Source organism: Streptomyces sp. NPDC001904 (assembly GCF_040297005.1).
Lineage (GTDB): Bacteria > Actinomycetota > Actinomycetes > Streptomycetales > Streptomycetaceae > Streptomyces.
The window spans coordinates 1-25,219 of the sequence record NZ_JBEOYI010000029.1 but is presented as its reverse complement, the minus strand read 5'-3'; the positions used below and the strand labels follow the sequence as shown (position 1 = coordinate 25,219).

Below are 25,219 nucleotides of genomic sequence, written 5' to 3'. Positions count from 1 at the left end.
CACAGCCCCAAAGACAGAAAAGAATCTGAGGAGAACCGTGGCCGAGACCACTGCCGAGACGCCGGTCGAAGAGATCGTCGACGTCGAGAGCTACACCACCGAGTCGGACGCGCCTGTCGAGGGCGAGTACACCTCGGAGTCCAACCCCGCCCGCTTCGGCGACCCGCAGCCGGCCGCCGGCCTGGGCCGTCGCAAGAACGCCATCGCGCGCGTCCGCATCGTGCCGGGCACGGGCAAGTGGAAGGTCAACGGGCGCACGCTCGAGGACTACTTCCCGAACAAGGTCCACCAGCAGGAAGTCAACGAGCCCTTCAAGGTGCTCGAGCTCGACGGCCGCTACGACGTCATCGCCCGCATCGCGGGTGGCGGTGTCTCCGGTCAGGCCGGTGCCCTGCGCCTCGGCGTGGCCCGCGCGCTGAACGAGGCGGACGTGGACAACAACCGTCCGGCGCTCAAGAAGGCCGGTTACCTCAAGCGTGACGACCGTGCGGTCGAGCGCAAGAAGGCCGGTCTCAAGAAGGCCCGCAAGGCCCCGCAGTACAGCAAGCGCTAAAGCTCGCTGCCTGCTTGTTTTTCCCGTTCGCCCCGGCGGCACTTCGCGTGCTGCCGGGGCGTTCGGCTTTATGGTCGACTTGTTTTCAGTTCGGAGGACACCAAGTGGGACGACTCTTCGGCACGGACGGTGTGCGCGGCGTGGCCAACGCCGACCTGACCGCCGAGATGGCGCTCGGTCTGTCGGTCGCCGCGGCGCACGTACTCGGTGAGGCCGGTTCGTTCGAGGGGCACCGGCCCGTCGCGGTCGTCGGCCGGGATCCGCGGGCCTCGGGCGAGTTCCTGGAGGCCGCGGTCGTCGCGGGCCTGGCGAGCGCGGGCGTCGACGTCCTGCGCGTCGGCGTGCTGCCCACCCCCGCGGTGGCGTATCTCACCGGCGCGCTGGGCGCCGACCTCGGCGTGATGCTCTCCGCGAGCCACAACGCCATGCCCGACAACGGCATCAAGTTCCTCGCGCGCGGCGGCCACAAGCTGGACGACGCCCTGGAGGACCGCATCGAGACGATCTACCAGGAGCACCGCACCGGTGCCCCGTGGGACCGCCCGACGGGCGCCGGCGTCGGCCGCGTGAAGTCGTACGACGAGGGGCTCGACCAGTACATCGCGCACCTGGTGGGCGTGCTGCCGAACCGGCTCGAAGGACTGAAGATCGTCCTCGACGAGGCGCACGGCGCGGCCTCCCGGGTCTCGCCCGAGGCCTTCACCCGGGCCGGGGCCGAGATCGTCACCATCGGCGCCGACCCCGACGGGCTCAACATCAACGACGGGTGCGGCTCGACCCACCTGGACCTGCTGAAGGCCGCCGTCGTCGAGCAGGGCGCCGACTTCGGCATCGCGCACGACGGGGACGCCGACCGCTGCCTCGCCGTGGACCACACCGGATCCGAGGTCGACGGCGACCAGATCATCGCCGTGCTGTCGCTGGCGATGAAGGAGCGCGGGGCGCTGCGCCACGACACCGTTGTCGCGACCGTCATGTCGAACCTCGGGCTGAAGCTCGCCATGGAGCGCGCGGGCATCACGCTCGTCCAGACCGCGGTCGGCGACCGGTACGTGCTGGAGAACATGAAGGAGCACGGGTACGCGCTGGGCGGTGAGCAGTCCGGGCACGTGATCGTGCTGGACCACGCCACCACCGGTGACGGCACCCTCACCGGGATGCTGCTCGCCGCGCGGGTCGCGCAGACCGGGCGTTCGCTCCAGGACCTCGCGTCCGTCATGGAGCGGCTGCCGCAGGTGCTCATCAACGTGCCGGACGTGGACAAGTCGCGGGTCGGGTCGGCGCCGGAGATCGCCGCCGCCGTGGCGGACGCCGAGGGTGAGCTCGGGGCCACCGGGCGGGTGCTGCTCCGGTCCTCGGGGACCGAGCCGCTGGTGCGGGTGATGGTGGAGGCCGCGGACATCGAGCAGGCCCGCGCGGTCGCCGGGCGGCTCGCCGATGTGGTGAAGTCGGCGCTGGGCTGATCCGGTTGCGGGTCGGCTGACGGTCGGTGGGGCTTCTCGCGCAGTTCCCCGCGCCCCTTACGGGGCGCTTTGCCTGGTCCTCGCCCAGAACCACTTCTGGGCGAGGAGGGTGAGGGTGCCGGCCAGGACGATGCCCGCCAGGTTCAGCAGCAGCTGCTGCGTCGAGCCCCAGGCCTGGCGGTACTCGTGGTAGCTGAAGGCCACCGCCGCGTTGGCCGCCGCCGGGACCGTCGTCACCGAGATGGCCACGCCGACCAGGGCGCCCGACTTCGCCGAGGTGAGCGAGAGGGTGCCCGCGGCGCCCGCGAGGACCGCCACCACGAACGAGAACCAGTCCGGGTTGAAGATGAAGCTGGTGTTCGGGCGGTCCGCCTCCAGCTGGGCGCGGCTGAACAGGCCGACCGCGTCCATGAAGTAGCTGAACCCCACCGTCACCACCATCGACACCGCGAAGCCGACGAGCAGCGCGGTCAGCGCCCGCAGGGCCAGGCGCGGGGCGCGCCGCACCAGGGCCGTGCACACGCCGACGACCGGGCCGAAGTCGGGGCCGACGGCCATGGCGCCGACGATCAGGATCGCGTTGTCGAGCACCACACCGCAGGCCGCGATCATGGTGGCGATCACCATGAAGGCCAGATACGTCGCGGAGAGCGTGGACTCCTCGTGCGTGGCCTCGGTGAGCTGGTCCCACAGGACCGCGTCCGCGCCCTCGCCCGGTGCGTCGTCCTCCGCCTCGTCGGCGCGCCGCGAGAGCGAGAGGTCGATGTTCTCGACGGCGATCGACCCGGTCTCGTCGATGCCCAGCTCCCGCAGCCGTGCGAGGAGTCCGTCGCCGGCCTCGCGGGCGACGTCGCACATGACGACATCGCCCGCCGGGCTGCGGGCCGCGCCCGGCAGCACCGCGAGGTGCGCGGTGCCGACCGTCTTCTCGATCAGACGCACCACGTCGTCCGTGGCGTCGGCCGGGGTGATCAGGCGCAGGTGCAGCATGACGTCTTTCTAACAGCCCCGGCCGCCCTGCCGCCTACAGCTTGCGCAGGCGCAGCCGCTGCACCTTGTGGTCGGGCCCCTTGGTGATGACCAGGCTCGCGCGGCCGCGCGTGGGCGCCACGTTCTCCAGCAGGTTGACCCGGTTCACGGTGCGCCAGGTGGAGCGCGCGTAGTCGAGCGCCTCCTCCTCCGAGACCTGCGTGTACTTCTGGAAGTACGAGGACGGGTTCTGGAAGGCCGTCGCGCGCAGCTTCTTGAAGCGGTTGAGGTACCAGCGCTGGATGTCCTCCTCGCGCGCGTCCACGTACACACTGAAGTCGAAGAAGTCGGCGAGGCCGACCCGGGTGCGGCCGTCCTTGCCGGGCAGGGCGGGCTGGAGGACGTTGATGCCCTCGACGATGAGGATGTCCGGGCGGCGCACGACGAGCCGCTCGTCCGGCACGATGTCGTAGATCAGGTGGGAGTAGACGGGCGCCGTCACCTCGTCCTTGCCCGCCTTGATGTCGGCGACGAACCGGGTCAGGGCCCGCCGGTCGTACGACTCGGGGAAGCCCTTGCGCGACATCAGGCCGCGGGCCTGAAGCTCCTTCGTGGGCAGCAGGAAGCCGTCGGTCGTGACGCGCTCGACGCGCGGGTGCTCGGGCCAGCGCGACAGCAGCGCCTGGAGGAGGCGGGCGACGGTCGACTTGCCGACCGCCACCGAACCCGCGACCCCTATGACGAACGGCGTACCCGACTGGGAGCCCTTCGTACCGGCGTCGCCGAGGAAGGTGTTGAGCGCGCTGCGCAGCCCGTCGGTCGCGCCGACGTACAGATTGAGCAGACGGGAGAGCGGCAGATAGATGTCGCGGACCTCGTCGAGGTCGATCACGTCACCGAGGCCGCGCAGCCGCTCCAGCTCCTCGGCGGTGAGGGGCAGGGGAGTCTTGTCGCGCAGCGCGCTCCACTCGCCGCGGGTGAGGTCGACGTAGGGAGTCGCCTCCGGCCGGTGCCGGTGGGCGCTCCGCAGGTTTTCGGAGACCGGAGAGATCACAGTCCATTGTTACGGCTGTGTGGCGCGACGTGGAGGTGGGGTGCGTCACGCCGGGTGGCCCCGCACCACCCCGCCGTCACAGCTCGTGCACACATATGGACCTCACGTGGGGGCGGCGATACGTTCCGAGGACCGTGCGGGACAGAGCCGGTCCCGCGGGGCGGGAGGTAAGACGTGATGTCCGTACTCCGGGTGCCCGCGTTCGTCCGTACGTGGGTGGGGGCTGGTCGGGAAGAAACAGGAGAAGAGGAGTGGGCGGGGCGGGTCCGCAGCGAGCTGGCGGCCGAGCTGCCCGACGAGGACATAGGCGAGGACCTCGACGACTGCCTCGACCTGTACGAGATGGGGAGCAAGCCGCGCTGCGAGGAGGCCGAGTACCTGGGCCTGGTGCAGGACGCGCGGGACCGGATCGCGTGGGGCCGCTGATCGGGGCGGACGCGGGCCTACCCTGCGCAGTATGTGCGGAATCGTGGGATACGTAGGTTCACAGTCGGCTCATGACGTGGTGCTGGCCGGGCTCAAGCGCCTCGAGTACCGGGGCTACGACTCGGCGGGGATCGCGGTCCTCGCCGACGGCGCGCTGGCCTCGGTGAAGAAGGCCGGCAAGCTCGCCAACCTGGAGAAGGCCCTGGTCGACCGGCCGCTGCCGGCCGGGTCCACGGGCATCGGACACACCCGCTGGGCCACCCACGGCGGCCCCACGGACGCCAACGCGCACCCGCACCCGGACAACGCCTCCCGGGTCGCCGTCGTCCACAACGGGATCATCGAGAACTTCGCCGACCTGCGCGACGAGCTGTCCGCGCGGGGCCACACGTTCGCCTCCGAGACGGACACCGAGGTGGTCGCGCACCTGCTGGCGGAGGAGTTCGCGGGGGACCTGGCGGAGGCGATGCGCCGGGTCTGCCGCCGCCTGGAGGGCGCGTTCACGCTGGTCGCGGTGCACGCGGACGCGCCGGACGTGGTGGTGGGGGCGCGCCGGAACTCGCCGCTTGTGGTGGGCGTCGGGGAGGGCGAGGCGTTCCTGGCGTCGGACGTGGCGGCGTTCATCGCGCACACCCGCTCGGCGATCGAGCTGGGGCAGGACCAGGTCGTCGAACTGCGGCCGGACGCGGTCGTCGTGACGGACTTCGACGGGCGGCCCGCCGACGTCCGCAGCTACCACATCGACTGGGACGCGTCCGCCGCCGAGAAGGGCGGCTACGACTACTTCATGCTCAAGGAGATCGCCGAGCAGCCGAAGGCCGTCGCCGACACGCTGCTGGGCCGGATCGGCGCGGAGGGCCAGCTCACCCTGGACGAGCTGCGGATCCCGGCGCAGGTGCTGCGGATGGTCGACAAGGTCGTCATCGTGGCGTGCGGGACCGCGTTCCACGCCGGTCTGATCGCCAAGTACGCCATCGAGCACTGGACCCGGATCCCGTGCGAGGTCGAGCTGGCGAGCGAGTTCCGCTACCGGGACCCGATCCTCGACGCGCGGTCCCTGGTCATCGCGATCTCGCAGTCCGGCGAGACCATGGACACCCTGATGGCGCTGCGGCACGCGCGCGAGCAGGGGGCGACGGTGCTCGCCATCTGCAACACCAACGGTTCGACGATCCCGCGCGAGTCGGATGCGGTGCTGTACACGCACGCGGGCCCGGAGGTCGCGGTCGCGTCCACGAAGGCGTTCCTGACGCAGCTGGTGGCCTGCTATCTGGTCGCGCTGTACCTGGGCCAGGTGCGGGGCACCAAGTGGGGCGACGAGATCGCCGCCGTCGTACGGGAGCTGGGGCGGATCGGCGAAGAGGTCGAGCGGGTCCTGGAGACCATGGAGCCGGTGCGCGAGCTGGCCCGGTCGCTGGCCGGGCAGGACACCGTGCTGTTCCTCGGGCGGCACGTCGGGTACCCCGTGGCCCTGGAGGGCGCGCTGAAGCTCAAGGAGCTGGCGTACATGCACGCCGAGGGGTTCGCGGCGGGAGAGCTCAAGCACGGGCCGATCGCGCTCATCGAGGACGGGGTGCCGGTGGTCGTGGTGGTGCCGTCGCCGCGCGGCCGCTCGGTGCTGCACGACAAGATCGTCTCCAACATCCAGGAGATCCGGGCGCGCGGGGCGCGGACCATCGTCATCGCGGAGGAGGGCGACGAGGCCGTGGTGCCGTACGCCGATCACCTGGTGCGGGTGCCGGTCACGCCGACGCTGCTCCAGCCGCTGGTGGCGACGGTGCCGCTCCAGGTGTTCGCGTGCGAACTGGCCACGGCGCGGGGCAACGAGGTGGATCAGCCGCGCAACCTCGCGAAGTCGGTGACGGTGGAGTGACGGCGCGACCGTAGGGTGCTCGGCATGAGCATCATCGGGGTCGGGATCGACGTGGCCGAGATCGAGCGGTTCGCGGTGGCGATGGAGCGTACGCCCGCGATGGCCGCACGGCTGTTCACGGACGCGGAGCTGCTGCTGCCCAGCGGGGAGCGGCGCGGGGTCGCGTCGCTCGCTGCCCGGTTCGCCGCCAAGGAGGCCGCCGCGAAGGCGTTGGGGGCGCCCGAGGGGCTGCGGTGGGAGGACGCCGAGGTGTACGTCGAGGAGAGCGGGCAGCCCCGGCTGCGGGTGAGCGGGACGGTGGCCGCCCGCGCCGCCGAGCTGGGCGTGCGGTCCTTCCACGTCTCGCTCAGCCATGACGCCGGGGTGGCGTCCGCCGTGGTGGTGGCGGAGGGGTAGCGGGCCCCGGGGCGTTGACGGCGGGGCGTTGTCAGTGGGGCGTGGCAGAGTCTGCGGCCATGGACATCGACGCGTTCTGGTCCGTCATCGAGGAAGCGCGGACCGCGGCGGCCGCCACGGGCGAACCGTTCGACGAGGTGCTCGTCGGGCGGCTCGCCGCCGGGCCGCGGCCGGAGATCCTGGAGTACGCGCGGCACTTCGACGACGTGCACGGCGCCCTGTACCGGTGGGACGTGTGGGCGGCGGCCTACCTCATAGGGGGCGGCTGCTCCGACGACAGCTTCACCGACTTCCGCGCGGGGGTCGTCGCGCTGGGCCGCGAGTGGTACGACCGGGTGGCCGGCGATCCCGACAGCATCGCCGCCCACCCCGACGTGGCCCCGGCGGCCGACGAGCCGGACCGTCCCGAGACCTTGTTCCGCGAGACGGTGAACTACGCCCCGGCCGACGCGTTCGAGCGGCTCACCGGCGACCCGGATGCCTTCTGGGCGGCCTCGCGGACGGTCCGCGGGACCGGGGACGGGACCGGCGGGGCGGCAGTCGACATGGGTGAGGACTTCGACTTCGACGACGACGAGATGCGCCGTCGGCTGCCCCGGCTGGCCGCGCTGTTCCTCGGCCCCGCGCGCTGACCGCGGGTCTCACCCGGCGGTCGCCGGCCAGGCGCGGACGCCCCGTTCGGTCGACGGGTCCTGCGACGGCGCGTACCGCGGCGAATGGTGCCTAGGCCCCCCGGACGTCCCGCCACACCGCCGGGACGGCGTTCGCCACGTCCTGGGCCGTCACCGGCGCGCCGTTCGCCGCGTGGCGGGCGGCGAGGCCGTGGAGGTAGGCCGCCACCGAGGCGGCGTCCAGGGGATGGAGGCCCGCTGCCAGGAGGGAGCCGGTCAGGCCCGACAGGACGTCGCCGCTGCCCGCCGTGGCGAGCCAGGGGGTGCCGGTGGGGTTCACCCGGAGCGGGGCCGAGGTGTCCGGGGACGCGATCAGGGTCGTCGAGCCCTTCAGGAGCACCGTCGCGGCGTAGCGGTCCGCCAACGCCCGTACGGAGGACAGGCGTTGGCCCTCCACCTCGTCGCGGGCCACGCCCAGGAGCGCCGCGGCCTCTCCGGCGTGCGGGGTGAGCACGGTGGGGGCCGTGCGGGAGCGGACGGCGCTCACCTCCGCGAGGCGCAGCCCGTCCGCGTCGATCAGGACCGGCACGTCCGAGGTCAGCACGTCGAGGAGCCCGGAGGCGTCGTCGCCCAGACCTGGGCCGATCACCCAGGACTGGACCCGCCCCGCCTTCGCGGGCGGGCCCGCCGACACCAGCGTCTCGGGGAACCGGGCGAGGACGGCGTCCGCCGCCGGACCCACGTAGCGCACCGCGCCCGCGCCGCCGTGCAGGGCCCCCGCCACCGCGAGGACGGCCGCGCCCGGATAGCGCTCCGAGCCGGCGACCACGCCCACCACACCGCGGCGGTACTTGTCGCTCTCGCCCGTCGGTTCGGGCAGCAGCGCCGCCACGTCCGCGTGGTGCAGCGCCTCCAGCGCGGCCTGCTCGTACGGCGGTTCCAGGCCGATCTCGACCAGCCGCAGCACGCCCGCGTACTCGCGCGCCGGGTCGACCAGCAGCCCCGGCTTGTAGGCGCCGAAGGTGACGGTCGCCGTCGCCCGGACCGCGTCGCCGTGCACCTCGCCGGTGTCCGCGTCCACGCCGCTCGGCAGGTCCACCGCCACCACGAGGCCCCGGGCGGCCTCCGCGAGCCGGGCCGCGCGGGGGCGCAGCCCGCCCCTGCCGCCGATGCCGACGATGCCGTCCAGCACCAGGTCCGCCCGGGACACCGTCTCCTCGGCGGCGTCCGACTCGGCGTCCGCCACCGTGCCGCCCGCGGCGCGCAGGGCCGCGAGGCCGCCCGCGTGCGCGCGGTCGGGGGACAGCAGCAGGGCCGTGACGCCCGCGCCGCGGCGGGCCAGGCGGGCGCCCGCGTACAGTGCGTCTCCGCCGTTGTCCCCGGAGCCGACCAGCAGGGCCACCCGGGACCCGTACACCTTGCCGAGCAGGTCCGCGCAGGCCGCGGCGAGGCCCGCGGCGGCGCGCTGCATCAGGGCGCCGTCCGGCAGGCGCGCCATCAGTGCGCGTTCGGCGGACCGGACCGTTTCCACGTCATAGGCAGTGCGCATGTCACCGAGTGTCCCCCAGGAGGTGGGTGCGCAGCAGGTCTGCCGTCTCCGCGGGGTGCGTGGACCAGCCATTGTGGGCGCCGGGGAACACCGCCGGCTCCAGGCCCAGACGGGCGGCCATCAGGGCCGCGGGGCGGTGCGGGAGATGCGGGCGGGTCCCTGCGCCGTACGCGAGTGTCAGCCGGTCCCGCACCCCCGCGAGGGCGTCGAGGTCGGGGACGTACGCGGCGAAGCTGCGGTACTCGTACTCCACGGCCAGCGGTGCGTTCGCCGCCAGGCGGAGCAGCATCTCCCGTGTGCGGGGCGGCAGTTCGGGCCCCCGCATCCACGTGGCCGCCCCCATCGCGCCGCCGATCCCGCGCAGGAAACGCTCGCCCGCCGCCTCCAGGCCCTCCCGCGCGAACAGCTCGTGCACCTCGTCGAAGAACGCCAGCTGTTCCGCCGCGTCGGGGAGCACCGACCACGACGGCGGCTCGTGCGCGACCGCCCGGCGGACCCGGCCGGGATGACGGGCGAGCAGGTCGAGGGCGACGATCGCGCCGCTCGACGCCCCGGCCACGTACGCCGGTTCGCCGGGTGACACGGCTTCCAGGAGGCGGCGCGCGTCGTCGGCGTGGACCGAAACCCGCTGCTCGGTGTGCGGGCCGTCCAGGGCGCTGCGCGAGTAGCCACGCGGGTCGTGGGTGAGCACCGTGAAGGTGTCGGCCAGGGCGTCGGCCACCGGGTCGAGGACCGCCGCGTCGCCGCCCGCGCCGGGCAGCAGGAGCAGGGTCGGGCCGGTGCCGCGGAGCTCGTGGTGGAGGGTCGCGCCCGGCACCCGCAAGGTGCCTTCCATGGTCAACTCGCTCCTTCCCCGGGCCAGTTGGACAGTGCCACGTGCAGCGCCTCCAGGGCGGTCGCCCAGGACCGCTCCACGTCCCTGCTGTGCCGGAAGCCGCCCGCCAGCTCCAGGGCGACGAAGCCGTGGAACGTGCTGCGCAGCAGGCGCACCGCGTCGGTCAGCGCCGGTTCCGTCAGGCCGTAGCCCTGGAGCAGGGCGTAGGGGCCGGTGAGATTGCGGCGCAGGCCGGGGTGGTCGTCGAGCGCCGACGGGTCGAGCTCCAGCTGGGTCGCCGCGTACCGGCCGGGGTGCTCCCGGGCGAAGGTGCGGTAGGCGTGCGCGAAGGCGAGCAGCGCGTCGCGCCCGGCGCGGCCCGCCAGCGCGTCCGAGATCCGGTCCGCGAGGTCGAGGCCCGAGAGGACCGCGACCCGGGTGCTCAGGTCGGAGAGATTGCGGACGTGCGCGTACAGGCTGGCGTCCTTCACGCCGAAGCCGCGGGCGAGCGCCGCGATGGTGATGTTCTCGAAGCCGACCGTGTCCGCGAGATCGGCGGCCGCGGCCACCACTCGCTCGCTGGTCAGGCCCGCTCTGGCCATCATGTTCCTACGACCCCTTTCCTTGTGCCTAGGACCCCTAGGTTTCTGCTTACGGTACGCAGGGGCGAGTAGGCCGATCAACCGCTTTTCGGGTCACGTGCCGCGCGGCTGACCGGGAACGGGCGCGGCGCCGGGTTTCCCTCCTGCCCATGACCAGCACTTCCGTGCGCGGCGGACTCGCCGCGCTGCTCGCCCTCGCCGTGGCCCTGCCCGCGGGCCAGGCCCTCGCGGACCCCGGACCGCCGGCGCCGTCCGCGACCTCGGCGCCCGCCCCGGCCCCCGAAGCGGTCCCCGAGGCCGGTCTCGTCCCCGGCGTCCGGCTCGCCCCGCACCGCGACTGGCCCCAGGACACCCCCGACCAGACGCTGCCCCCGCACGTCTACACGCCCAGCGCCGAGGAGGACGCGATCGAGCCGCCGCCCGCCCCGCCCGGGGCCGACGCGCTCATCGAGTACATGCCGCCGGGCGACGCGCCGGCCCCGGCGGGATCCGGCGGTGCGCCCGGACCGCTCGCGGCGGCCGCCTGCACCGCGAGGACCGGCCCCTACCAGCGCCAGGTCGAACGCTGGCTGAAGCGCAGGGCCGACGGAAAACAGTCGCCCGCCGACTGCCGGGCCATCCGCGCCTTCCAGACCCGGCAGGGCATCCGGCCGAACGCCGGTTTCGCCGGACCCGTCACCTGGGGCCGGATGCGCGCCATCAGCGCCCGCAAGAACCCCAACGCGGCGAAGAAGTGCCCCACGCGCGCGTACCGGCTCGCCTGCGTCGACCTGCCGCGCCAGCTGATGTGGGTCAGCAAGGGCGAGAAGATCGTCTACGGGCCGGTCCCGATCCGCAGCGGACGGGCCGGCAACCGCACCCGCACCGGCTGGCACAAGGTCTACTGGCGGCACAAGAACCACTGGTCGTCGCTGTACAACAGCCCGATGCCGTACAGCCAGTTCTTCAGCGGCGGCCAGGCGTTCCACGGCATCTACGGCAACGTCTACAGCCCGCCCGGCTCGCGCGGGTGCGTCAATCTGCGGCTCTCCGACGCCAAGCGGCTCTGGGGCGTCCTCAAGGGCGGTGACCGGGTCTACGTGTGGGGCCGCAAGCCCGGCACCTGACCCGAAGCCCGGCTCTCCGGGGAGTTGTCGCACCCCTCTGAGACACTGGGCGCACCATGAACGAGAACGTGACTGCTCCGCTTCGCGCCCGCGCCGAGATCGACCTGGCCGCGCTCAAGGCCAATGTGCGGTCCCTGCGCGCGCACGCGCCGGGGGCCGCGTTCATGGCCGTCGTGAAGGCCGACGCGTACGGGCACGGGATGCTGCCGGTGGCCCGCGCCGCCAAGGAGGCGGGCGCCGAGTGGATCGGCACCGCCACCCCGGAAGAGGCCCTCGCGCTGCGCGCGGCCGGTGTCCAGGGCCGGATCATGTGCTGGCTGTGGGTGCCCGGCGGGCCCTGGCGCGAGGGCATCGAGGCGGACCTCGACATGTCGGTGGGCGGCCTGTGGGCGCTGCGCGAAGTGAGTGCCGCCGCACGGGAGCTGGGCCGCACCGCGCGCGTCCAGCTCAAGGCCGACACCGGCCTCGGGCGGGGCGGCTGTCTGCGCGCCGACTGGCCGGAGCTGGTGCGCGAGGCGCTCGCCGCGCAGGAGGCGGGCCTGATCACCGTCACCGGCCTGTGGTCGCACTTCGCGTGCGCCGACGAGCCCGGACACCCCTCCATCGCCGCCCAGTTGAGCGAGTTCCGCGAGATGGTCGGGTACGCGGAGGGCGAGGGCGTCACCCCCGAGGTGCGGCACATCGCGAACTCGCCGGGCACGCTCACCCTCCCCGAGACCCACTTCGACCTGGTCCGCCCGGGCATCGCCATGTACGGCATCTCGCCCAGCCCCGAGCTGGGCACGCCGGAGGACTTCGGGCTGCGCCCGGTGATGACCCTGAAGGCGTCGCTCGCGCTCGTGAAGCACGCGCCGGGCGGCCTCGGCGTCAGTTACGGGCACCACTACGTCACTCCGGGCCCCACGACCCTCGCCCTGGTGCCGCTGGGGTACGCGGACGGCATCCCGCGGCACGCCTCGGGCACCGGCCCCGTCCTGATCGGCGGCAAGCGGCGCACGGTCGCGGGCCGGGTCGCGATGGACCAGTTCGTCGTCGACCTCGGCGGCGACGAGCCGGCCGCGGGCGACGAGGCGGTGCTGTTCGGCCCCGGCGACGCCGGAGAGCCGACCGCCGAGGACTGGGCGGCGGCAGCGGGCACGATCGCGTACGAGATCGTCACGCGGATCGGTTCCCGCGTCCCGCGCGTCTACGTCGCAGGAGCGCCCGGGACACCGGACGCGGTGCGGACCGAGCGGACCCGCACTGTGTGAATCACGGACCGTCCGGGAAACTCGGGAAGCACGGCACAGCGGAGCACCGGCGCGCACAGCGAGGGAGCGGCACGTGAGCGAGACCAGCGCACAGGCCACGGCGGCCGTCACCGAGGCAGCGGCGGCGGCCTCGGGGAGCTGGCGGCGGGCCGGCCTGGCGGGCGCCGCGGTGGGGGTGGTCGCCGCGGGCGCCGCCGCCGGAGTCGCCGTGGAGCGGCTCACCGTGGGGCGCGGGATGCGCAGGAAGGCGCGGCTCGCGCTGGACGCGTCCGGGCCCTACGGCTCACTGCGCGGCGTGCCCGGCAAGGCGTACGCCGCGGACGGCACCGAGCTGTACTACGAGGTCGACGACGTGGAGCCGGAGGACGCCACCGGCACCCGCAGACGGCGCCTGTTCGGCCGCAAGGCGCCCGCGCCCGTCACCGTCGTGTTCAGCCACGGCTACTGCCTGAACCAGGACTCCTGGCACTTCCAGCGCGCGGCCCTGCGCGGTGTCGTGCGGTGCGTGTACTGGGACCAGCGCAGCCACGGCCGCTCCGGGCGCGGGGTGGAGCAGACGGAGAGCGGCCGGCCGGTCTCCATCGACACCCTCGGCGGCGACCTGAAGGCCGTCGTCGACGCGGCGGCGCCCGAGGGCCCGCTCGTCCTCGTCGGCCACTCCATGGGCGGCATGACCGTGATGGCCTTCGCCGACCAGCACCCCGAGCTGGTCCGCGACCGGGTCGTGGGCGCCGCGCTCGTGGGCACGTCGTCGGGCCGGCTCGGCGAGGTGAACTACGGGCTCCCGGTGGCCGGGGTGAACGTCGTGCGGCGGGTCCTGCCCGGCGTCCTCAAGGCCCTCGGGCAGCGTGCCGAGCTGGTCGAGCGGGGGCGCAGGGCCACCGCCGACCTGTTCGCCGGGATCATCAAGCGGTACTCGTTCGCGACCCGGGACGTGGACCCGGCGATCGCCCGGTTCGCCGAGCGGATGATCGAGGGCACGCCGATCGACGTGGTCGCCGAGTTCTACCCGGCGTTCCAGGAGCACGACAAGACGGCCGCGCTGAGCCGCTTCGCGGGGCTGCCCGTCCTCGTCCTCGCGGGGGAGCAGGACCTGGTGACGCCGAGCGGGCACAGCGAGGCGATCGCGGAGCTGCTGCCCGAGGCCGAGTTCGTGCTGGTGCCGGACGCCGGGCACCTGGTGATGCTGGAGCACCCGGAGGTCGTGACGGACCGGCTGGCCGATCTGCTGGCCCGTACGGGAGCGGTACCGGCAGCCGCTACCGTGGGGATCTATGGAGACACCGGCAGCACCGCACAACCCGGCGGCTGAACCCGCCACCCCCGCGACCCCCGCCTCTCCCGGCACGCCTGTTTCTACCGTCACGGTCACGGTCGGCTCGCCCGCCGAGATGGGGGAGCTGGGCCTCGCCCTGGCGAAACGGCTGCGCCCCGGCGACCTCGTGATGCTCACCGGTGAGCTGGGCGCCGGCAAGACGACGCTGACCCGCGGCCTCGGCGCGGGCCTGGACGTGCGCGGTGCGGTGACCTCGCCGACGTTCGTGATCGCCCGCGTCCACCCGCCGCTCGGTGCGGGCCCGGCGCTGGTGCACGTCGACGCCTACCGGCTCGGCGGCGGTCTCGACGAGATGGAGGACCTGGACCTCGACGTCTCGCTCCCGGACTCCGTGGTCGTCGTCGAGTGGGGCGACGGCAAGGTCGAGGAGCTCTCCGACGACCGGCTGCACGTGCTCATCGACCGGGCCACCGGCGACACCGACGACGAGGTGCGCGTGGTGACGCTGCACGGCATCGGGGCGCGCTGGACCGAGGCGGACCTGCCGTCGCTGGCGGGCTGACCGCCTCTTCTCCCCACATCCCGACAGGGCGTCGGCAACATGTTGCGCGACGCCCCTTCGGCGTGTTCACATGGAAGCCGGTCTTGGTTAGGTCTACCTAACCACGATTGCTCTGGCGGCCCCGGGAGGCGTCCATGTCGGCATCGGAACGTGACGTAGAGACCCGCGCGGCGCCGCTGCTGCCGCGCGCGGGGCGGGACGTGGCGCGCGGGGTGTCGATGGGGGAGCTGCTGGCCTCGTGCGCGGCGGCACGCCTGGTCTCGACGCCGCCCGCCCGGGCGGGCACGCCGTCGAACGCTGCTGAGAAGTCCGGCTAGGGCACCACGACGACGAGCCGCCCGAAGGTGGCGAACTCCCACATCGCGTTGCCGTCGGCCCGCGACTCGCGGATGCCGCCGGTCTGCTTCGTCGGGTCGGGCTCGGGCGTGGAGCCGTCGACGGCGGCGCTGAACCCGATCACCACCCCGTTCGCACTGGCGAACCGCACCACGTGCTCGACCGGCGTGCCGTCCGTGCCCGGGATCGCCCCCGAGCGCGAGTTCACCGTGTACTTGCCGGGCGCCGGGTCGACCGTGCCGGGCGTCACCTCGTACGTGCGCTGCACCTTGCCGCCCGCGCCCACCAGCCAGACGCGGTCCGCGTCCAGCGCGTAGACCACCCGCTCGCCCTTGCCGGACTGCGCGGGGAGCGCCTTCGGGTCCGCCTTCTTCTTCGGGGAGGCGGACGAGGAGGAGGACGACGACGAGGACTTCGGCGAGCCGAGGTCGGCCGGCGCGCTGGCCGATGCCTGGTAGGCGAGGAAGCCGACCACGGCGAGCGCGCCCGCGGTCAGCGCGGTCACGAATCCGGTGCTGCTCCGTGCCACCAGGTGCCTGCCTCTCGGTGTTCGACTGCTCCCGGTGACGGTAGCAGCCGGGAGCAGTCGCTCCCCTGGTTGTGGGCGGTCCGGACGTGTCCGCTCTTGTGTGGTCGTAGGCTGTTCGCGTGCTGTTGCTCGCTGTGGATACCGCCACCCCCGCCGTCACCGTCGCCCTGCACGACGGCTCCTCCGTCGTCGCGGAGTCGAGCCAGGTGGACGCCCGCAGACACGGGGAGCTGCTGCTGCCCGCCGTCGACCGGGTGCTCCAGGAGGCCGGGCTGAAGCTCGACGCCGTCACCGGGATCGTCGTGGGCGTCGGCCCGGGACCGTACACCGGACTGCGCGTCGGGCTGATGACCGCCGACACCTTCGGGCTCGCCCTCGACGTGCCCGTGCACGGCGTGTGCACGCTGGACGGGCTCGCCTTCGAGGCCCAGGTGGAGGGCCCGTTCGTCGTCGCCACCGACGCCCGGCGCAAGGAGGTGTACTGGGCGCGCTACGAGAACCCGCGCACCCGTGTCACCGAGGCCGCCGTCGACCGGCCCGCCGACATCGCCGAGCAGGTCGCGGGGGTGCCCGCCGTCGGCGCGGGCGCGCTGCTCTACCCCGAGGTCTTCCCGGACGCGCACGCCCCCGAGCACGTCAGCGCCGCCGCCCTCGCCGCGCTGGCCGCCGAGAAGCTGGCCGCGGGCGAGGAACTGCTGGAGCCCCGGCCGCTGTACCTGCGCAGGCCCGACGCGCAGGTCCCCAAGAACTACAAGGTGGTCACCCCCCAGTGACCACTGTGGACGTCGACATCCGCGAGATGCGCTGGTGGGACATCGACCCGGTGCTCGCCCTGGAGAAGGACCTCTTCCCGGACGACGCCTGGTCGCGCGGCATGTTCTGGTCCGAGCTCGCGCACGCGCGCGGGGTCGGGTCGACGCGGCGGTACGTCGTCGCGTACGACGGCGACCGGCTGCTCGGCTACGGCGGGGTCGCCGCCTCCGCGGACCTGGCGGACATCCAGACCATCGCCGTCGCCCGCGACCAGTGGGGCAGCGGGCTCGGCGCCCGGCTGCTCACCGAACTGCTGCGGCACGCCACCGCCTTCGAGGTCGCCGAGGTGATGCTCGAGGTGCGCGTCGACAACACCCGGGCGCAGAAGCTCTACGAGCGTTTCGGCTTCGAGCCGATCGGCTTCCGCCGCGGCTACTACCAGCCGGGCAACGTGGACGCCCTCGTGATGCGCCTGACCACCACGCCCGAGACAGAAGAGAAGAACCATGGCTGACGAACCCCTCGTCCTCGGCATCGAGACCTCCTGCGACGAGACCGGCGTCGGCATCGTCCGCGGCACCACCCTGCTCGCCGACGCCGTCGCCTCCAGCGTCGACGAGCACGCCCGCTTCGGCGGCGTCGTCCCCGAGGTCGCCTCCCGCGCGCACCTGGAGGCGATGGTCCCGACGATCCAGCGCGCCCTGAAGGACGCCGGGGTGACCGCCAAGGACCTCGACGGCATCTCCGTCACCGCGGGCCCCGGGCTCGCGGGCGCGCTGCTCGTCGGCGTCTCAGCCGCGAAGGCGTACGCGTACGCGCTCGACAAGCCGCTCTACGGCGTCAACCACCTCGCCTCGCACATCTGCGTCGACCAGCTGGAGCACGGCAAGCTGCCCGAGCCGACGATGGCGCTGCTGGTCTCCGGCGGTCACTCGTCGCTGCTGCTGTCCGCCGACATCACCTCCGACGTGCGCCCGCTCGGCGCGACCATCGACGACGCGGCGGGGGAGGCGTTCGACAAGATCGCGCGCGTGCTCAACCTCGGCTTCCCCGGCGGCCCGGTCATCGACCGGTACGCCAAGGAGGGCGACCCGAACGCGATCTCCTTCCCTCGCGGTCTGACGGGCCCGCGCGATCCCGCGTACGACTTCTCCTTCTCCGGGCTCAAGACCGCCGTGGCCCGCTGGATCGAGGCCAGGCGGGCCGCCGGTGAGGACGTGCCGGTGCGGGACGTCTCGGCGTCCTTCCAGGAGGCCGTCGTCGACGTGCTGACCCGCAAGGCCGTCCGCGCCTGCAAGGACGAGGGCGTCGACCACCTGATGATCGGCGGCGGCGTCGCGGCCAACTCGCGGCTGCGCGCCCTCGCCCAGGAGCGCTGCGAGCGGGCCGGGATCCGGCTGCGGGTGCCGCGCCCCAAGCTGTGCACGGACAACGGCGCGATGGTCGCCGCGCTGGGCGCCGAGATGGTGGCCAGGAACCGGGAGGCCTCCTCGTGGGACCTGTCGGCCGACTCGTCGCTGCCGGTGACCGAGACGCACGTGCCCGGCCACGGCCACGGGCACCACCACGGCCACGACCACGTGCACGAGGTGAGCAAGGAGAACCTCTACTCGTGAGCGTCGCCCTGATGTGGGAGGCCCGGGCGGTCGCCGGACGCGGTGACGCACTGCTCGCCTGGGCCAAGGCGCAGCCCCTGGCGCGCGAGCCGGTGCGCCGCGAGACGCTGCGGGCGCCCCAGGACCGGGTCCTCGTCATCACCTGGTGGGAGGCCGCGTACGACGCCGAACTCCCCGAACTGCCCGAGCCGGACGGCGCCCTGGTGACGCGGGCGGTGCACCGCTGGCGGTTCGAGACCGCCTGAGCCGCGGTCCGGCGAGGTGGCCCGATAAGGGCTGTTTCGCGGTGGTGTGTATCCGAGATTTTCTGAGATTTTCCGAAGAGTCGGGGCGAGAGGTTTACCGCTGTAATAATTCGGACTTACGTTCCCTGAGTGACTGAGAAGAAACGGTTCCGTGGGCGTGCGGTGAAGGTCGCCGGTGTCGTGCTCGGCTGCGCCCTCGTGGTCGGCGGTGCCGGCGCCGGCTGGGTGTACTGGCACCTGGACCACAACATCCGCAGCGTCGACATCGACAGCGCGCTCGGCGACAACCGCCCGGCCCGCGCCGACGGGACGGGTCCCTCGCCCTCGCCGTCGGCCTCCGCGTCGCAGGAACCGGTCGAGAAGGGCGTCCTGAACGTCCTCGTCCTCGGCTCGGACTCGCGCTCGGGCAAGGAGAACAAGAAGCTCGGCGGCGGCGACAGCGGCGGCGCGCGGTCCGACACGGCGATGGTGCTGCACCTGAACGCCGACCGGTCCGAGGCGACCGTCGTCAGCATCCCGCGCGACACCCTCGTACAGCGCCCCTCGTGCCCGACGGAGTCCGGCGGGACGACGGCGGTCGCGTACGACGTCATGTTCAACAGCGCCTACTCGCTGGGCGGTCCGGTCTGCGCGGTGAAGACCGTCGAGACCATGACCGGCGTGCGCATGGACCACTACCTGGAGGTCGACTTCGCGGGCTTCGCGAAGCTCGTCGACGCGCTCGGCGGTGTCGACATCACCACCGACGAGGACATCGACGACGACCTCAGCCAGCTCCATCTGGAGGCCGGCCCGCACCATCTCGACGGTACGACCGCCCTGGCCTTCGCCCGGACCCGGCACGGCGTCGGCGACGGCAGCGACCTGGGCCGCATCAAGCTCCAGCAGCAGCTGGTGAAGGCGCTGGCGGACGAGGTGTCGGCCTCCGGCCTGCTCACCAGCCCGGCCCGCCTCTACAAGGTCGCCGACGCGGCGACGGGCGCCCTCACCACGGACACCGGCCTCGACTCGCTGAGCAAGCTGTCGGGCCTGGCGCGCAGCCTCCAGGACCTGTCCGGCGACTCCGTGAAGACGGTGATGATGCCCGTGGTGCCGGCGCCGTCCGACCGCAACCGGGTGGTGGCCGACGAACCGGAGGCCAAGGACCTCTGGGAGTCACTGCGCTAGCGCGCCGAGCGCGACCGTCCTGCTCCCCGGGGTGAACTCCCCGAACGACTGCCGCCACGGCTCGGCGCGCGGCCAGTGGTACGTGACCCGGCCCCGTGACCTCAGCGGGCGCTCCGGCCCACCAGCATGGTCGGCGCCCCCGCCACCCGTGTCAGGAACACCGTCGCCGACGCCTTCCCGTAGGGCTTCGGCATGACCTTGCGCCGCAGTTCCTCCGGCTCCACGGCCGACCCGCGCTTCTTCACGGTGAGCACCCCGACCCCGCGCTCGCGCAGCAGCACCTTCAACTTCTTCACGTTGAAGGGGAGTTGGTCGGTGATCTCGTACGCGGCCGCGTACGGCGTCGGCCGCAGTTCGTCCGCCGTGACGTACGCGATGGTCTCGTCGAGCAGCCCGCCGCCGACCTGCTCGGCCACCTCGGCGACCAGATGGGCCCGGATGACGGCGCCGTCGGGCTCGTACAAGTACCGCCCCACCGGGCGTACATGAGGGTCCGGCAGGCCGCGCCCGGCCAGCTCCCGCGGGCCCGGCAGCAGGGTGGCCCGCATCCTCCCGGGGTCGGTCCCGAACCACAGCACGGCCTCCTTCACGTCACCCCCGTCCGAGATCCACTCGGCGTCGGCCGCGTCCGGGATCGCCTCGTGCGGGATGCCGGGCGCGATCTTCAGGGCCGCCCGGGGCGCCTTCAGCGCGGCGGCGACGGCCCAGGACAGGGGAGGGGAGTAGGCCTCGGGGTCGAAGATGCGCCCGCGGCCGCCCCGGCGCGCGGGGTCCACGAACACGGCGTCGTACGCGGACGTGTCCACCTCCGTGACATCCGCCTCCCGCACCTCGATCAGCTCGCCCAGCCCCAGCGCCCCGGCGTTGGCCCGGGCCACGGCGCAGGTCAGCGGGTCGCGGTCCACGGCGAGGACGGAGATCCCCGCGCGGGCCAGCGCGATCGCGTCGCCGCCGATGCCGCAGCACAGATCGGCGACGGACCGTACGCCCAGCTGCTCGAAGCGCGCCGCGCGGTACGCGGCCACGCTGGTCCGGGTCGCCTGCTCGACGCCGTTCGCCGTGAAGTACATCCGGGCCGCGTCCTGCGCGCCGAACTTCGCCACCGCCCGCTGCCGCAGCCGGGCCTGGGCGAGCGCGGCCGAGACGAGGTCGGCCGGGTGCTCGCGGCGCAGCCGGGTGGCGAGCGCGAGTTCCTGGGCCGGGTCGTGGTCGCGCAGGGCGTCGAGCAGGGCGCGGCCCTCGTCGGTGAGCAGGGCGGCGAAGGAGGCGGGGTCGTTCACCCGGCCCATTGTCCGCCAGTCGGTGGACGATCCCGTGCACGGCGGTGGTGTCGGCCCCCGGCCAGGGCGTTGAGCTGCAAAGATCCGGCGCCATGCAACTAGTACGACAAAACGAAAAAAGCGGCAGAAGGTGGACGGTGAGACGGCTCTCCGTCGCCGTCCTCGCGGCCTGCGCCCTCGCCTCCGGCTGCGCCGCGGGCGGCGGCGACAGCACGGCCGTGCGCCCGGCCCCCGGTCAGCAGCCGCTGAAGGCCCCGCCGGCCCAGGCCCTCGACTCGTACGCCACCCGCCTCAAGGCCGAACGCACCCGCGTCGTCGCGGCGGCCAGGCGCTGGGGCCTGGCCGCGCCGCCGCTGACCGCGCCGGCCCCGCCCGCGCACAAGCCGCACATCGAGCCGCGCAAGGGCTTCGAGGTCGACGGGCAGAAGGAACTCGGCCTGCCGCCCGTCTTCACGACGATCCCCACCAAGCAGAAGATCGTCTTCCTCACGATCGACGACGGCGCCGAGAAGGACCCGGCGTTCGTGCGGATGATGAGCGAGCTGAAGATCCCGTACACCGCCTTCCTCAGCGACTACCTCGCCAAGGAGGACTACGGCTACTTCAGGACGATGCAGAAGGCCGGGGTGAGCCTGAACAACCACACGCTGACCCACCCCTACCTGCCGGGCCTGTCCTACGCGGGACAGAAGCGCGAGATCTGCGGCATGCAGGACGTCATCGAGAAGCGCTACGGCAAGCGCCCCACCCTCTTCCGCCCGCCCTACGGCAACTACAACCAGGCCACCTTGAAGGCCGCCAAGTCCTGCGGGGTGAAGTACGCGCCCATCTGGAACGCCGAGGTCTTCGTGGACCGAATGGACTACCGCGAGTGGGACCGCGACATCCATCCGGGCGACATCATCCTCACGCATTTCCGGGGTCGCGAGGACTGGAAGGGCACGATGCCCGACATGATCCGTACGTTCATGAAGTACGTCACCGGCAAGGGGTACGCGGTGGCACGCCTGGAGGACTACCTGTGACAGCTCCATGGGCGGGGGGCGGTCTCCGGCGGCCGGGGGCGCGGGCGGCGATCGCCTGCGCGCTGGCCGCCACGCTGCTCACCGGGTGCGCGCAGTCCGTCGACCCGATCGAGCGGATGGGCCGCAAGGCGGCGCAGAAGGTCCGCAGGTCCGACCCGCCCGCGGCGGCCGGTGCCCCCGCCCCGGACGTGGACGCCCACCGCCGCTGGGGCCTGACCGCCCCGCTGGCCCCGGCTCCCCGGCCGCACCGGGCGCTCGCGGCCCGCGCCCCCGGCAGGGTGCCGCCGGTCATCGACCACGTACCCACCCGCGACAAGGTCGTCTTCCTGACCTTCGACGACGGCGCCGAGAAGGATCCCCGGTTCGTCGACATGGTCCGCGAGCTGCGGCTGCCGATCTCCATGTTCCTCGCCGACTCCGCCGCGGCCACCGGCTACGACCACTTCGGCCGGCTGCGGCGGCTGGGCGCCCAGGTGGAGAACCACACCCTGACCCATCCCTTCCTGCCCGGCCGGGGCTACGTCGACCAGCACGCCGAGATCTGCGGCCAGCAGACCCGGCTCAAGTCCCGCTTCGGGTCGGCCCCGCGGCTGTTCCGCCCGCCCTACGGGGACTACGACGCCGACACCCTGCGCGCGGCCGCCGACTGCGGCATCGACGCGATCGTCCTGTGGCGCGCCTCGATGCAGATCAACGACCTCCGCTACGCCGACGGGGACCGGCTGCGCCCCGGCGACATCATCCTGGCCCACTTCCGCGGCCCCGCCGACCTGAAGGGCACGACCCTGACGGAGATGACCTCGCGGATGCTGCGGCGGGTCCAGGAGCAGGGGTTCACGGTGGCCCGGCTGGAGGACTACGTCTGAACCCGCTGCCAGGCGGCGGCCGCCAGGGTCGCCGCCCACGCGGCGGCGAACAGCTGGACCGACGCGGCCCACGGGCGCCGCAGCCACAGGAACACGGCCCCGAAGAACAGCGCCGCCGCCGCACCGCCGCACCAGAGCCACACCTCGGTCCGGTCCGGCGCCACCCGCTCCGGGTCCGCGCCGCCGAGGCCCTGAAGGGCCAGGCTGAACACCACGAGAGCCAGGTAGGCGGCCTCCAGGAGCAGGACGAGGGCCACCAGGCAGCCGCCCGCGAACCAGTCGTCGTCCGGCCGCTCCATGTCAGCGGCCCCCGGGGAACGGCGGAGTGCGCTGGTGACCGGTCATGCCAGGACTCTCGTACGGAACCGTGGGCTCCACCCGTACGTTCCCCGACCGAGACCGATCCGTGCCCGGCCGGAGGCCTTCGGGGGCCTACGGGAGGCCTCCGGGGAGGGTGTGCGAGAGGGACGGAAGAGCGCCGCGCGGAGAGCTCGATTAGCAGTCCGCTTGACCGAGTGCTAATCGCGGTCATAGTCTCGGCTCTGGCACTCGCCGTAGGAGAGTGCCAACAGCGACGGGCAGGTCCGGCACCCGCGACGACGGATCCACCTGGTCGCCACCTCAGACAGTTAACCCCGTGAGATCTCCGAAGGGGGAGGTCGGATCGTGACGACCACCAGCTCCAAGGTTGCCATCAAGCCGCTCGAGGACCGCATTGTGGTCCAGCCGCTCGACGCCGAGCAGACCACCGCCTCTGGCCTGGTCATCCCGGACACCGCGAAGGAGAAGCCCCAGGAGGGCGTCGTCCTCGCCGTGGGCCCGGGCCGCTTCGAGAACGGCGAGCGTCTTCCGCTCGACGTGAAGACCGGCGACATCGTGCTGTACAGCAAGTACGGCGGCACCGAAGTCAAGTACAACGGCGAGGAGTACCTCGTCCTCTCGGCCCGCGACGTGCTCGCGATCGTCGAGAAGTAGTCCGCTTCCGGATTACCGGCTTCACCGAAGCGACATAGCTTCAGCTTTCGATCTGCGCCCCTGGCACCCGCGATTCACATCAGCCGGGGTCGGGGGCGCGGTTCGTTTTCACACCAAGCTTCACCCTAGTTTTCCGAGAGGGCTGAAACGCTCCCATGGCGAAGATCCTGAAGTTCGACGAGGACGCCCGTCGCGCCCTTGAGCGCGGCGTCAACAAGCTTGCCGACACGGTGAAGGTGACGATCGGCCCCCGCGGCCGCAACGTCGTCATCGACAAGAAGTTCGGCGCCCCCACCATCACCAACGACGGTGTCACGATCGCCCGTGAGGTCGAGATCGAGGACCCGTACGAGAACCTCGGCGCCCAGCTGGTGAAGGAGGTGGCGACCAAGACCAACGACATCGCGGGTGACGGCACCACCACCGCCACCGTGCTCGCCCAGGCCCTGGTCCGCGAGGGTCTGCGCAACGTCGCCGCCGGTGCCTCCCCGGCCGCCCTGAAGAAGGGCATCGACGCCGCCGTCAAGGCCATCTCCGAGGACCTGCTGGCCACGGCCCGCCCGATCGACGAGAAGTCCGACATCGCGGCCGTCGCCGGTCTGTCCGCCCAGGACTCGCAGGTCGGCGAGCTCATCGCCGAGGCGATGGACAAGGTCGGCAAGGACGGTGTCATCACCGTCGAGGAGTCCAACACCTTCGGTCTGGAGCTGGACTTCACCGAGGGCATGGCCTTCGACAAGGGCTACCTGTCCCCGTACTTCGTCACCGACCAGGAGCGTATGGAGGCCGTCCTCGACGACCCGTACATCCTGATCCACCAGGGCAAGATCGGGTCCATCCAGGACCTGCTCCCGCTCCTGGAGAAGGTCATCCAGGCCGGCGGCTCCAAGCCCCTCCTCATCATCGCCGAGGACGTCGAGGGCGAGGCCCTGTCGACCCTGGTCGTGAACAAGATCCGCGGCACGTTCAACGCCGTCGCGGTCAAGGCCCCGGGCTTCGGCGACCGCCGCAAGGCGATGCTGCAGGACATGGCCACCCTCACCGGTGCCACCGTCATCGCCGAAGAGGTCGGCCTCAAGCTCGACCAGGCCGGTCTGGACGTCCTCGGCTCCGCGCGCCGCGTGACCATCACCAAGGACGACACCACGATCGTCGACGGTGGCGGCAACAAGGCCGACGTCGAGGGCCGCGTCAACCAGATCAAGGCCGAGATCGAGAACACGGACTCCGACTGGGACCGCGAGAAGCTCCAGGAGCGCCTCGCGAAGCTGGCCGGCGGCGTCTGCGTGATCAAGGTCGGTGCCGCGACCGAGGTCGAGCTCAAGGAGAAGAAGCACCGTCTGGAGGACGCCATCTCCGCGACCCGCGCCGCGGTCGAGGAGGGCATCGTCTCCGGTGGTGGCTCCGCTCTGGTGCACGCCTCCAAGGTCCTCGAGGGCTCCCTCGGCAAGGAGGGCGACGAGGCCACCGGCGTCGCCGTCGTCCGCAACGCCGTCGTCGAGCCGCTCCGCTGGATCGGTGAGAACGCCGGCCAGGAGGGCTACGTCATCGTCTCCAAGGTCAAGGAGATGGAGAAGGGCCAGGGCTACAACGCCGCCACCGGCGAGTACGGCGACCTGGTCAAGGCCGGCGTCATCGACCCGGTCAAGGTGACGCGCTCCGCGCTGGAGAACGCCGCGTCGATCGCTTCGCTGCTCCTGACGACCGAGACCCTCGTCGTCGAGAAGCCGGCCGAGGACGAGGCCGACGCCGGTCACGGCCACGGCCACGGTCACTCGCACTGACCCGAGCTTCTCCTGAGGCCCGTCTCCCGGTTCGGGGGGCGGGCCTCAGGGCTTTTCGGGTGCGTGGTCGGGCGCAGGTCGCGTCGTGGCTGGTCGCGCAGTTCCCCGCGCCCCTGAAGGCCGCAGGCCTTTCAGGGGC

The 25,219-nt window shown here is 72.7% G+C and carries 28 protein-coding genes; 20 read left to right on the top strand and 8 right to left on the bottom strand.

All coding sequences use genetic code 11. The features are described from left to right. The first annotated feature begins 37 nt into the window (after nucleotides 1–37). Both rpsI and glmM read left to right on the top strand, forming a co-directional pair. On the top strand, nucleotides 38–553 hold the full coding sequence (gene rpsI, locus ABT127_RS32970) for a 30S ribosomal protein S9 (protein WP_351458193.1): 516 nt from the start codon (nucleotides 38–40) through the stop codon (nucleotides 551–553). A 104-nt stretch (nucleotides 554–657) separates the two neighbouring features. Then, entirely contained in the window at nucleotides 658–2,016 is a 1,359-nt protein-coding gene (gene glmM, locus ABT127_RS32965) for a phosphoglucosamine mutase (RefSeq protein WP_351458190.1), read from the top strand. Nucleotides 2,017–2,073: 57 nt separating this feature from the next. On the opposite strand, the gene ABT127_RS32960 is transcribed toward glmM, so the two are convergent. Together ABT127_RS32960 and coaA are read right to left on the bottom strand one after the other, a co-directional pair. Next, nucleotides 2,074–3,006, bottom strand: a complete 933-nt coding sequence (locus tag ABT127_RS32960; RefSeq protein ID WP_351458187.1) for a DUF389 domain-containing protein — start codon at nucleotides 3,004–3,006, stop codon at nucleotides 2,074–2,076. A gap of 34 nt (nucleotides 3,007–3,040) precedes the next feature. Continuing rightward, nucleotides 3,041–4,039, bottom strand: a complete 999-nt coding sequence (gene coaA / locus ABT127_RS32955) for a type I pantothenate kinase (protein ID WP_351458184.1) — start codon at nucleotides 4,037–4,039, stop codon at nucleotides 3,041–3,043. 177 nt (nucleotides 4,040–4,216) lie between these two features. Here coaA and ABT127_RS32950 point away from each other — a divergent pair, with 177 nt between their 5' ends. From ABT127_RS32950 to ABT127_RS32935, 4 genes are read left to right on the top strand one after another with little or no spacing between them, the layout of a single operon-like run. Beyond that, nucleotides 4,217–4,465 carry a hypothetical protein gene (locus ABT127_RS32950; RefSeq protein WP_351458351.1) on the top strand — a complete coding sequence of 83 codons (249 nt, stop codon included), beginning with the start codon at nucleotides 4,217–4,219 and terminating at the stop codon, nucleotides 4,463–4,465. A gap of 31 nt (nucleotides 4,466–4,496) precedes the next feature. Beyond that, the gene (gene glmS / locus ABT127_RS32945; RefSeq protein ID WP_351458181.1) at nucleotides 4,497–6,338 is read left to right on the top strand and encodes a glutamine--fructose-6-phosphate transaminase (isomerizing); all 1,842 of its coding nucleotides are present in this window, start codon (nucleotides 4,497–4,499) and stop codon (nucleotides 6,336–6,338) included. 24 nt (nucleotides 6,339–6,362) lie between these two features. Beyond that, on the top strand, nucleotides 6,363–6,734 hold the full coding sequence (locus ABT127_RS32940; protein ID WP_351458178.1) for a holo-ACP synthase: 372 nt from the start codon (nucleotides 6,363–6,365) through the stop codon (nucleotides 6,732–6,734). A gap of 59 nt (nucleotides 6,735–6,793) precedes the next feature. Beyond that, entirely contained in the window at nucleotides 6,794–7,366 is a 573-nt protein-coding gene (locus tag ABT127_RS32935) for a DUF4240 domain-containing protein (protein ID WP_351458175.1), read from the top strand. 91 nt (nucleotides 7,367–7,457) lie between these two features. Here the strand turns inward: ABT127_RS32935 and ABT127_RS32930 are convergent, their stop codons facing one another. Genes ABT127_RS32930 through ABT127_RS32920 form a run of 3 tightly spaced genes read right to left on the bottom strand, consistent with a single transcriptional unit; the run spans nucleotide 7,458 to nucleotide 10,310 of the window. Then, complete coding sequence (locus tag ABT127_RS32930) at nucleotides 7,458–8,894, bottom strand: NAD(P)H-hydrate dehydratase (RefSeq protein ID WP_351458172.1); 1,437 nt, start codon at nucleotides 8,892–8,894, stop codon at nucleotides 7,458–7,460. Nucleotide 8,895: 1 nt separating this feature from the next. Then, nucleotides 8,896–9,729: an alpha/beta fold hydrolase gene (locus ABT127_RS32925; RefSeq protein ID WP_351458169.1), complete on the bottom strand. Its 834-nt coding sequence runs from the start codon at nucleotides 9,727–9,729 to the stop codon at nucleotides 8,896–8,898. Nucleotides 9,730–9,731: 2 nt separating this feature from the next. Further along, nucleotides 9,732–10,310, bottom strand: a complete 579-nt coding sequence (locus tag ABT127_RS32920; RefSeq protein ID WP_351458348.1) for a TetR/AcrR family transcriptional regulator — start codon at nucleotides 10,308–10,310, stop codon at nucleotides 9,732–9,734. Nucleotides 10,311–10,459: 149 nt separating this feature from the next. Here ABT127_RS32920 and ABT127_RS32915 point away from each other — a divergent pair, with 149 nt between their 5' ends. From ABT127_RS32915 to ABT127_RS32895, 5 genes are all read left to right on the top strand, one after another. Beyond that, complete coding sequence (locus tag ABT127_RS32915) at nucleotides 10,460–11,416, top strand: L,D-transpeptidase family protein (protein WP_351458166.1); 957 nt, start codon at nucleotides 10,460–10,462, stop codon at nucleotides 11,414–11,416. A 56-nt stretch (nucleotides 11,417–11,472) separates the two neighbouring features. After that, nucleotides 11,473–12,666: an alanine racemase gene (gene alr / locus ABT127_RS32910; protein ID WP_351458163.1), complete on the top strand. Its 1,194-nt coding sequence runs from the start codon at nucleotides 11,473–11,475 to the stop codon at nucleotides 12,664–12,666. A 73-nt stretch (nucleotides 12,667–12,739) separates the two neighbouring features. Then, nucleotides 12,740–13,978: an alpha/beta fold hydrolase gene (locus ABT127_RS32905; protein WP_351458160.1), complete on the top strand. Its 1,239-nt coding sequence runs from the start codon at nucleotides 12,740–12,742 to the stop codon at nucleotides 13,976–13,978. After that, nucleotides 13,941–14,504, top strand: coding sequence for a tRNA (adenosine(37)-N6)-threonylcarbamoyltransferase complex ATPase subunit type 1 TsaE (gene tsaE, locus ABT127_RS32900; RefSeq protein ID WP_351458157.1), 564 nt, complete (start codon nucleotides 13,941–13,943; stop codon nucleotides 14,502–14,504). Before ABT127_RS32905 ends, tsaE begins: the two co-directional genes overlap by 38 nt. 134 nt (nucleotides 14,505–14,638) lie before the next feature. Continuing rightward, entirely contained in the window at nucleotides 14,639–14,821 is a 183-nt protein-coding gene (locus ABT127_RS32895) for a hypothetical protein (RefSeq protein WP_351458154.1), read from the top strand. On the opposite strand, the gene ABT127_RS32890 is transcribed toward ABT127_RS32895, so the two are convergent. Next, nucleotides 14,818–15,369 carry a hypothetical protein gene (locus tag ABT127_RS32890; protein WP_351458151.1) on the bottom strand — a complete coding sequence of 184 codons (552 nt, stop codon included), beginning with the start codon at nucleotides 15,367–15,369 and terminating at the stop codon, nucleotides 14,818–14,820. The genes ABT127_RS32895 and ABT127_RS32890 overlap by 4 nt on opposite strands. A gap of 119 nt (nucleotides 15,370–15,488) precedes the next feature. Here ABT127_RS32890 and tsaB point away from each other — a divergent pair, with 119 nt between their 5' ends. The 5 genes from tsaB to ABT127_RS32865 all read left to right on the top strand — a co-directional run bounded on the left by tsaB (nucleotide 15,489) and on the right by ABT127_RS32865 (nucleotide 19,150). Continuing rightward, nucleotides 15,489–16,142 carry a tRNA (adenosine(37)-N6)-threonylcarbamoyltransferase complex dimerization subunit type 1 TsaB gene (tsaB, locus tag ABT127_RS32885; protein ID WP_351458148.1) on the top strand — a complete coding sequence of 218 codons (654 nt, stop codon included), beginning with the start codon at nucleotides 15,489–15,491 and terminating at the stop codon, nucleotides 16,140–16,142. Nucleotides 16,143–16,168: 26 nt separating this feature from the next. Beyond that, nucleotides 16,169–16,636: a ribosomal protein S18-alanine N-acetyltransferase gene (gene rimI / locus ABT127_RS32880; protein ID WP_351458345.1), complete on the top strand. Its 468-nt coding sequence runs from the start codon at nucleotides 16,169–16,171 to the stop codon at nucleotides 16,634–16,636. Next, the gene (tsaD, locus tag ABT127_RS32875; protein ID WP_351458145.1) at nucleotides 16,629–17,738 is read left to right on the top strand and encodes a tRNA (adenosine(37)-N6)-threonylcarbamoyltransferase complex transferase subunit TsaD; all 1,110 of its coding nucleotides are present in this window, start codon (nucleotides 16,629–16,631) and stop codon (nucleotides 17,736–17,738) included. The genes rimI and tsaD overlap by 8 nt, the downstream gene beginning before the upstream one ends. Continuing rightward, entirely contained in the window at nucleotides 17,735–17,983 is a 249-nt protein-coding gene (locus ABT127_RS32870; RefSeq protein ID WP_351458138.1) for a hypothetical protein, read from the top strand. Before tsaD ends, ABT127_RS32870 begins: the two co-directional genes overlap by 4 nt. 129 nt (nucleotides 17,984–18,112) lie before the next feature. Continuing rightward, entirely contained in the window at nucleotides 18,113–19,150 is a 1,038-nt protein-coding gene (locus ABT127_RS32865) for an LCP family protein (protein ID WP_351458135.1), read from the top strand. Between the two features lie 101 nt (nucleotides 19,151–19,251). Here the strand turns inward: ABT127_RS32865 and ABT127_RS32860 are convergent, their stop codons facing one another. Next, nucleotides 19,252–20,439: a class I SAM-dependent methyltransferase gene (locus ABT127_RS32860; RefSeq protein WP_351458132.1), complete on the bottom strand. Its 1,188-nt coding sequence runs from the start codon at nucleotides 20,437–20,439 to the stop codon at nucleotides 19,252–19,254. 83 nt (nucleotides 20,440–20,522) lie between these two features. On the opposite strand from ABT127_RS32860, the gene ABT127_RS32855 reads away from it, so the two are divergent. Both ABT127_RS32855 and ABT127_RS32850 read left to right on the top strand, forming a co-directional pair. Then, nucleotides 20,523–21,455, top strand: coding sequence for a polysaccharide deacetylase family protein (locus ABT127_RS32855; RefSeq protein ID WP_351458129.1), 933 nt, complete (start codon nucleotides 20,523–20,525; stop codon nucleotides 21,453–21,455). Then, a complete protein-coding gene (locus ABT127_RS32850) occupies nucleotides 21,452–22,321 on the top strand; it encodes a polysaccharide deacetylase family protein (protein ID WP_502971820.1) in 870 nt (289 codons plus the stop codon). Before ABT127_RS32855 ends, ABT127_RS32850 begins: the two co-directional genes overlap by 4 nt. On the opposite strand, the gene ABT127_RS32845 is transcribed toward ABT127_RS32850, so the two are convergent. Further along, nucleotides 22,312–22,620 (bottom strand): hypothetical protein, encoded by a 309-nt coding sequence (locus ABT127_RS32845; protein WP_351458126.1) that lies wholly within the window; start codon nucleotides 22,618–22,620, stop codon nucleotides 22,312–22,314. The genes ABT127_RS32850 and ABT127_RS32845 overlap by 10 nt on opposite strands. Nucleotides 22,621–22,987: 367 nt before the next feature. Between ABT127_RS32845 and groES the strand changes: the two genes are divergently transcribed. Continuing rightward, entirely contained in the window at nucleotides 22,988–23,296 is a 309-nt protein-coding gene (gene groES / locus ABT127_RS32840; RefSeq protein WP_017239619.1) for a co-chaperone GroES, read from the top strand. A gap of 155 nt (nucleotides 23,297–23,451) precedes the next feature. Continuing rightward, entirely contained in the window at nucleotides 23,452–25,080 is a 1,629-nt protein-coding gene (groL, locus tag ABT127_RS32835) for a chaperonin GroEL (RefSeq protein WP_351458123.1), read from the top strand. Nucleotides 25,081–25,219 lie beyond the last annotated feature (139 nt).

Excerpts from the sequence above, each read along its gene's own strand:
- ABT127_RS32960 (WP_351458187.1), bottom strand. The coding sequence starts at position 3,006 with ATGCTGCACCTGCGCCTGATCACCCCGGCCGACGCCACGGACGACGTG.
- ABT127_RS32950 (WP_351458351.1), top strand. The coding sequence starts at position 4,217 with ATGTCCGTACTCCGGGTGCCCGCGTTCGTCCGTACGTGGGTGGGGGCT.
- glmS (WP_351458181.1), top strand. The coding sequence starts at position 4,497 with ATGTGCGGAATCGTGGGATACGTAGGTTCACAGTCGGCTCATGACGTG.
- ABT127_RS32940 (WP_351458178.1), top strand. The coding sequence starts at position 6,363 with ATGAGCATCATCGGGGTCGGGATCGACGTGGCCGAGATCGAGCGGTTC.
- ABT127_RS32935 (WP_351458175.1), top strand. The coding sequence starts at position 6,794 with ATGGACATCGACGCGTTCTGGTCCGTCATCGAGGAAGCGCGGACCGCG.
- ABT127_RS32930 (WP_351458172.1), bottom strand. The coding sequence starts at position 8,894 with ATGCGCACTGCCTATGACGTGGAAACGGTCCGGTCCGCCGAACGCGCA.
- ABT127_RS32925 (WP_351458169.1), bottom strand. The coding sequence starts at position 9,729 with ATGGAAGGCACCTTGCGGGTGCCGGGCGCGACCCTCCACCACGAGCTC.
- ABT127_RS32920 (WP_351458348.1), bottom strand. The coding sequence starts at position 10,310 with ATGGCCAGAGCGGGCCTGACCAGCGAGCGAGTGGTGGCCGCGGCCGCC.
- ABT127_RS32915 (WP_351458166.1), top strand. The coding sequence starts at position 10,460 with ATGACCAGCACTTCCGTGCGCGGCGGACTCGCCGCGCTGCTCGCCCTC.
- alr (WP_351458163.1), top strand. The coding sequence starts at position 11,473 with ATGAACGAGAACGTGACTGCTCCGCTTCGCGCCCGCGCCGAGATCGAC.
- tsaE (WP_351458157.1), top strand. The coding sequence starts at position 13,941 with ATGGAGACACCGGCAGCACCGCACAACCCGGCGGCTGAACCCGCCACC.
- ABT127_RS32895 (WP_351458154.1), top strand. The coding sequence starts at position 14,639 with ATGTCGGCATCGGAACGTGACGTAGAGACCCGCGCGGCGCCGCTGCTG.
- rimI (WP_351458345.1), top strand. The coding sequence starts at position 16,169 with ATGCGCTGGTGGGACATCGACCCGGTGCTCGCCCTGGAGAAGGACCTC.
- tsaD (WP_351458145.1), top strand. The coding sequence starts at position 16,629 with ATGGCTGACGAACCCCTCGTCCTCGGCATCGAGACCTCCTGCGACGAG.
- ABT127_RS32860 (WP_351458132.1), bottom strand. The coding sequence starts at position 20,439 with ATGGGCCGGGTGAACGACCCCGCCTCCTTCGCCGCCCTGCTCACCGAC.
- ABT127_RS32855 (WP_351458129.1), top strand. The coding sequence starts at position 20,523 with ATGCAACTAGTACGACAAAACGAAAAAAGCGGCAGAAGGTGGACGGTG.
- ABT127_RS32845 (WP_351458126.1), bottom strand. The coding sequence starts at position 22,620 with ATGGAGCGGCCGGACGACGACTGGTTCGCGGGCGGCTGCCTGGTGGCC.
- groL (WP_351458123.1), top strand. The coding sequence starts at position 23,452 with ATGGCGAAGATCCTGAAGTTCGACGAGGACGCCCGTCGCGCCCTTGAG.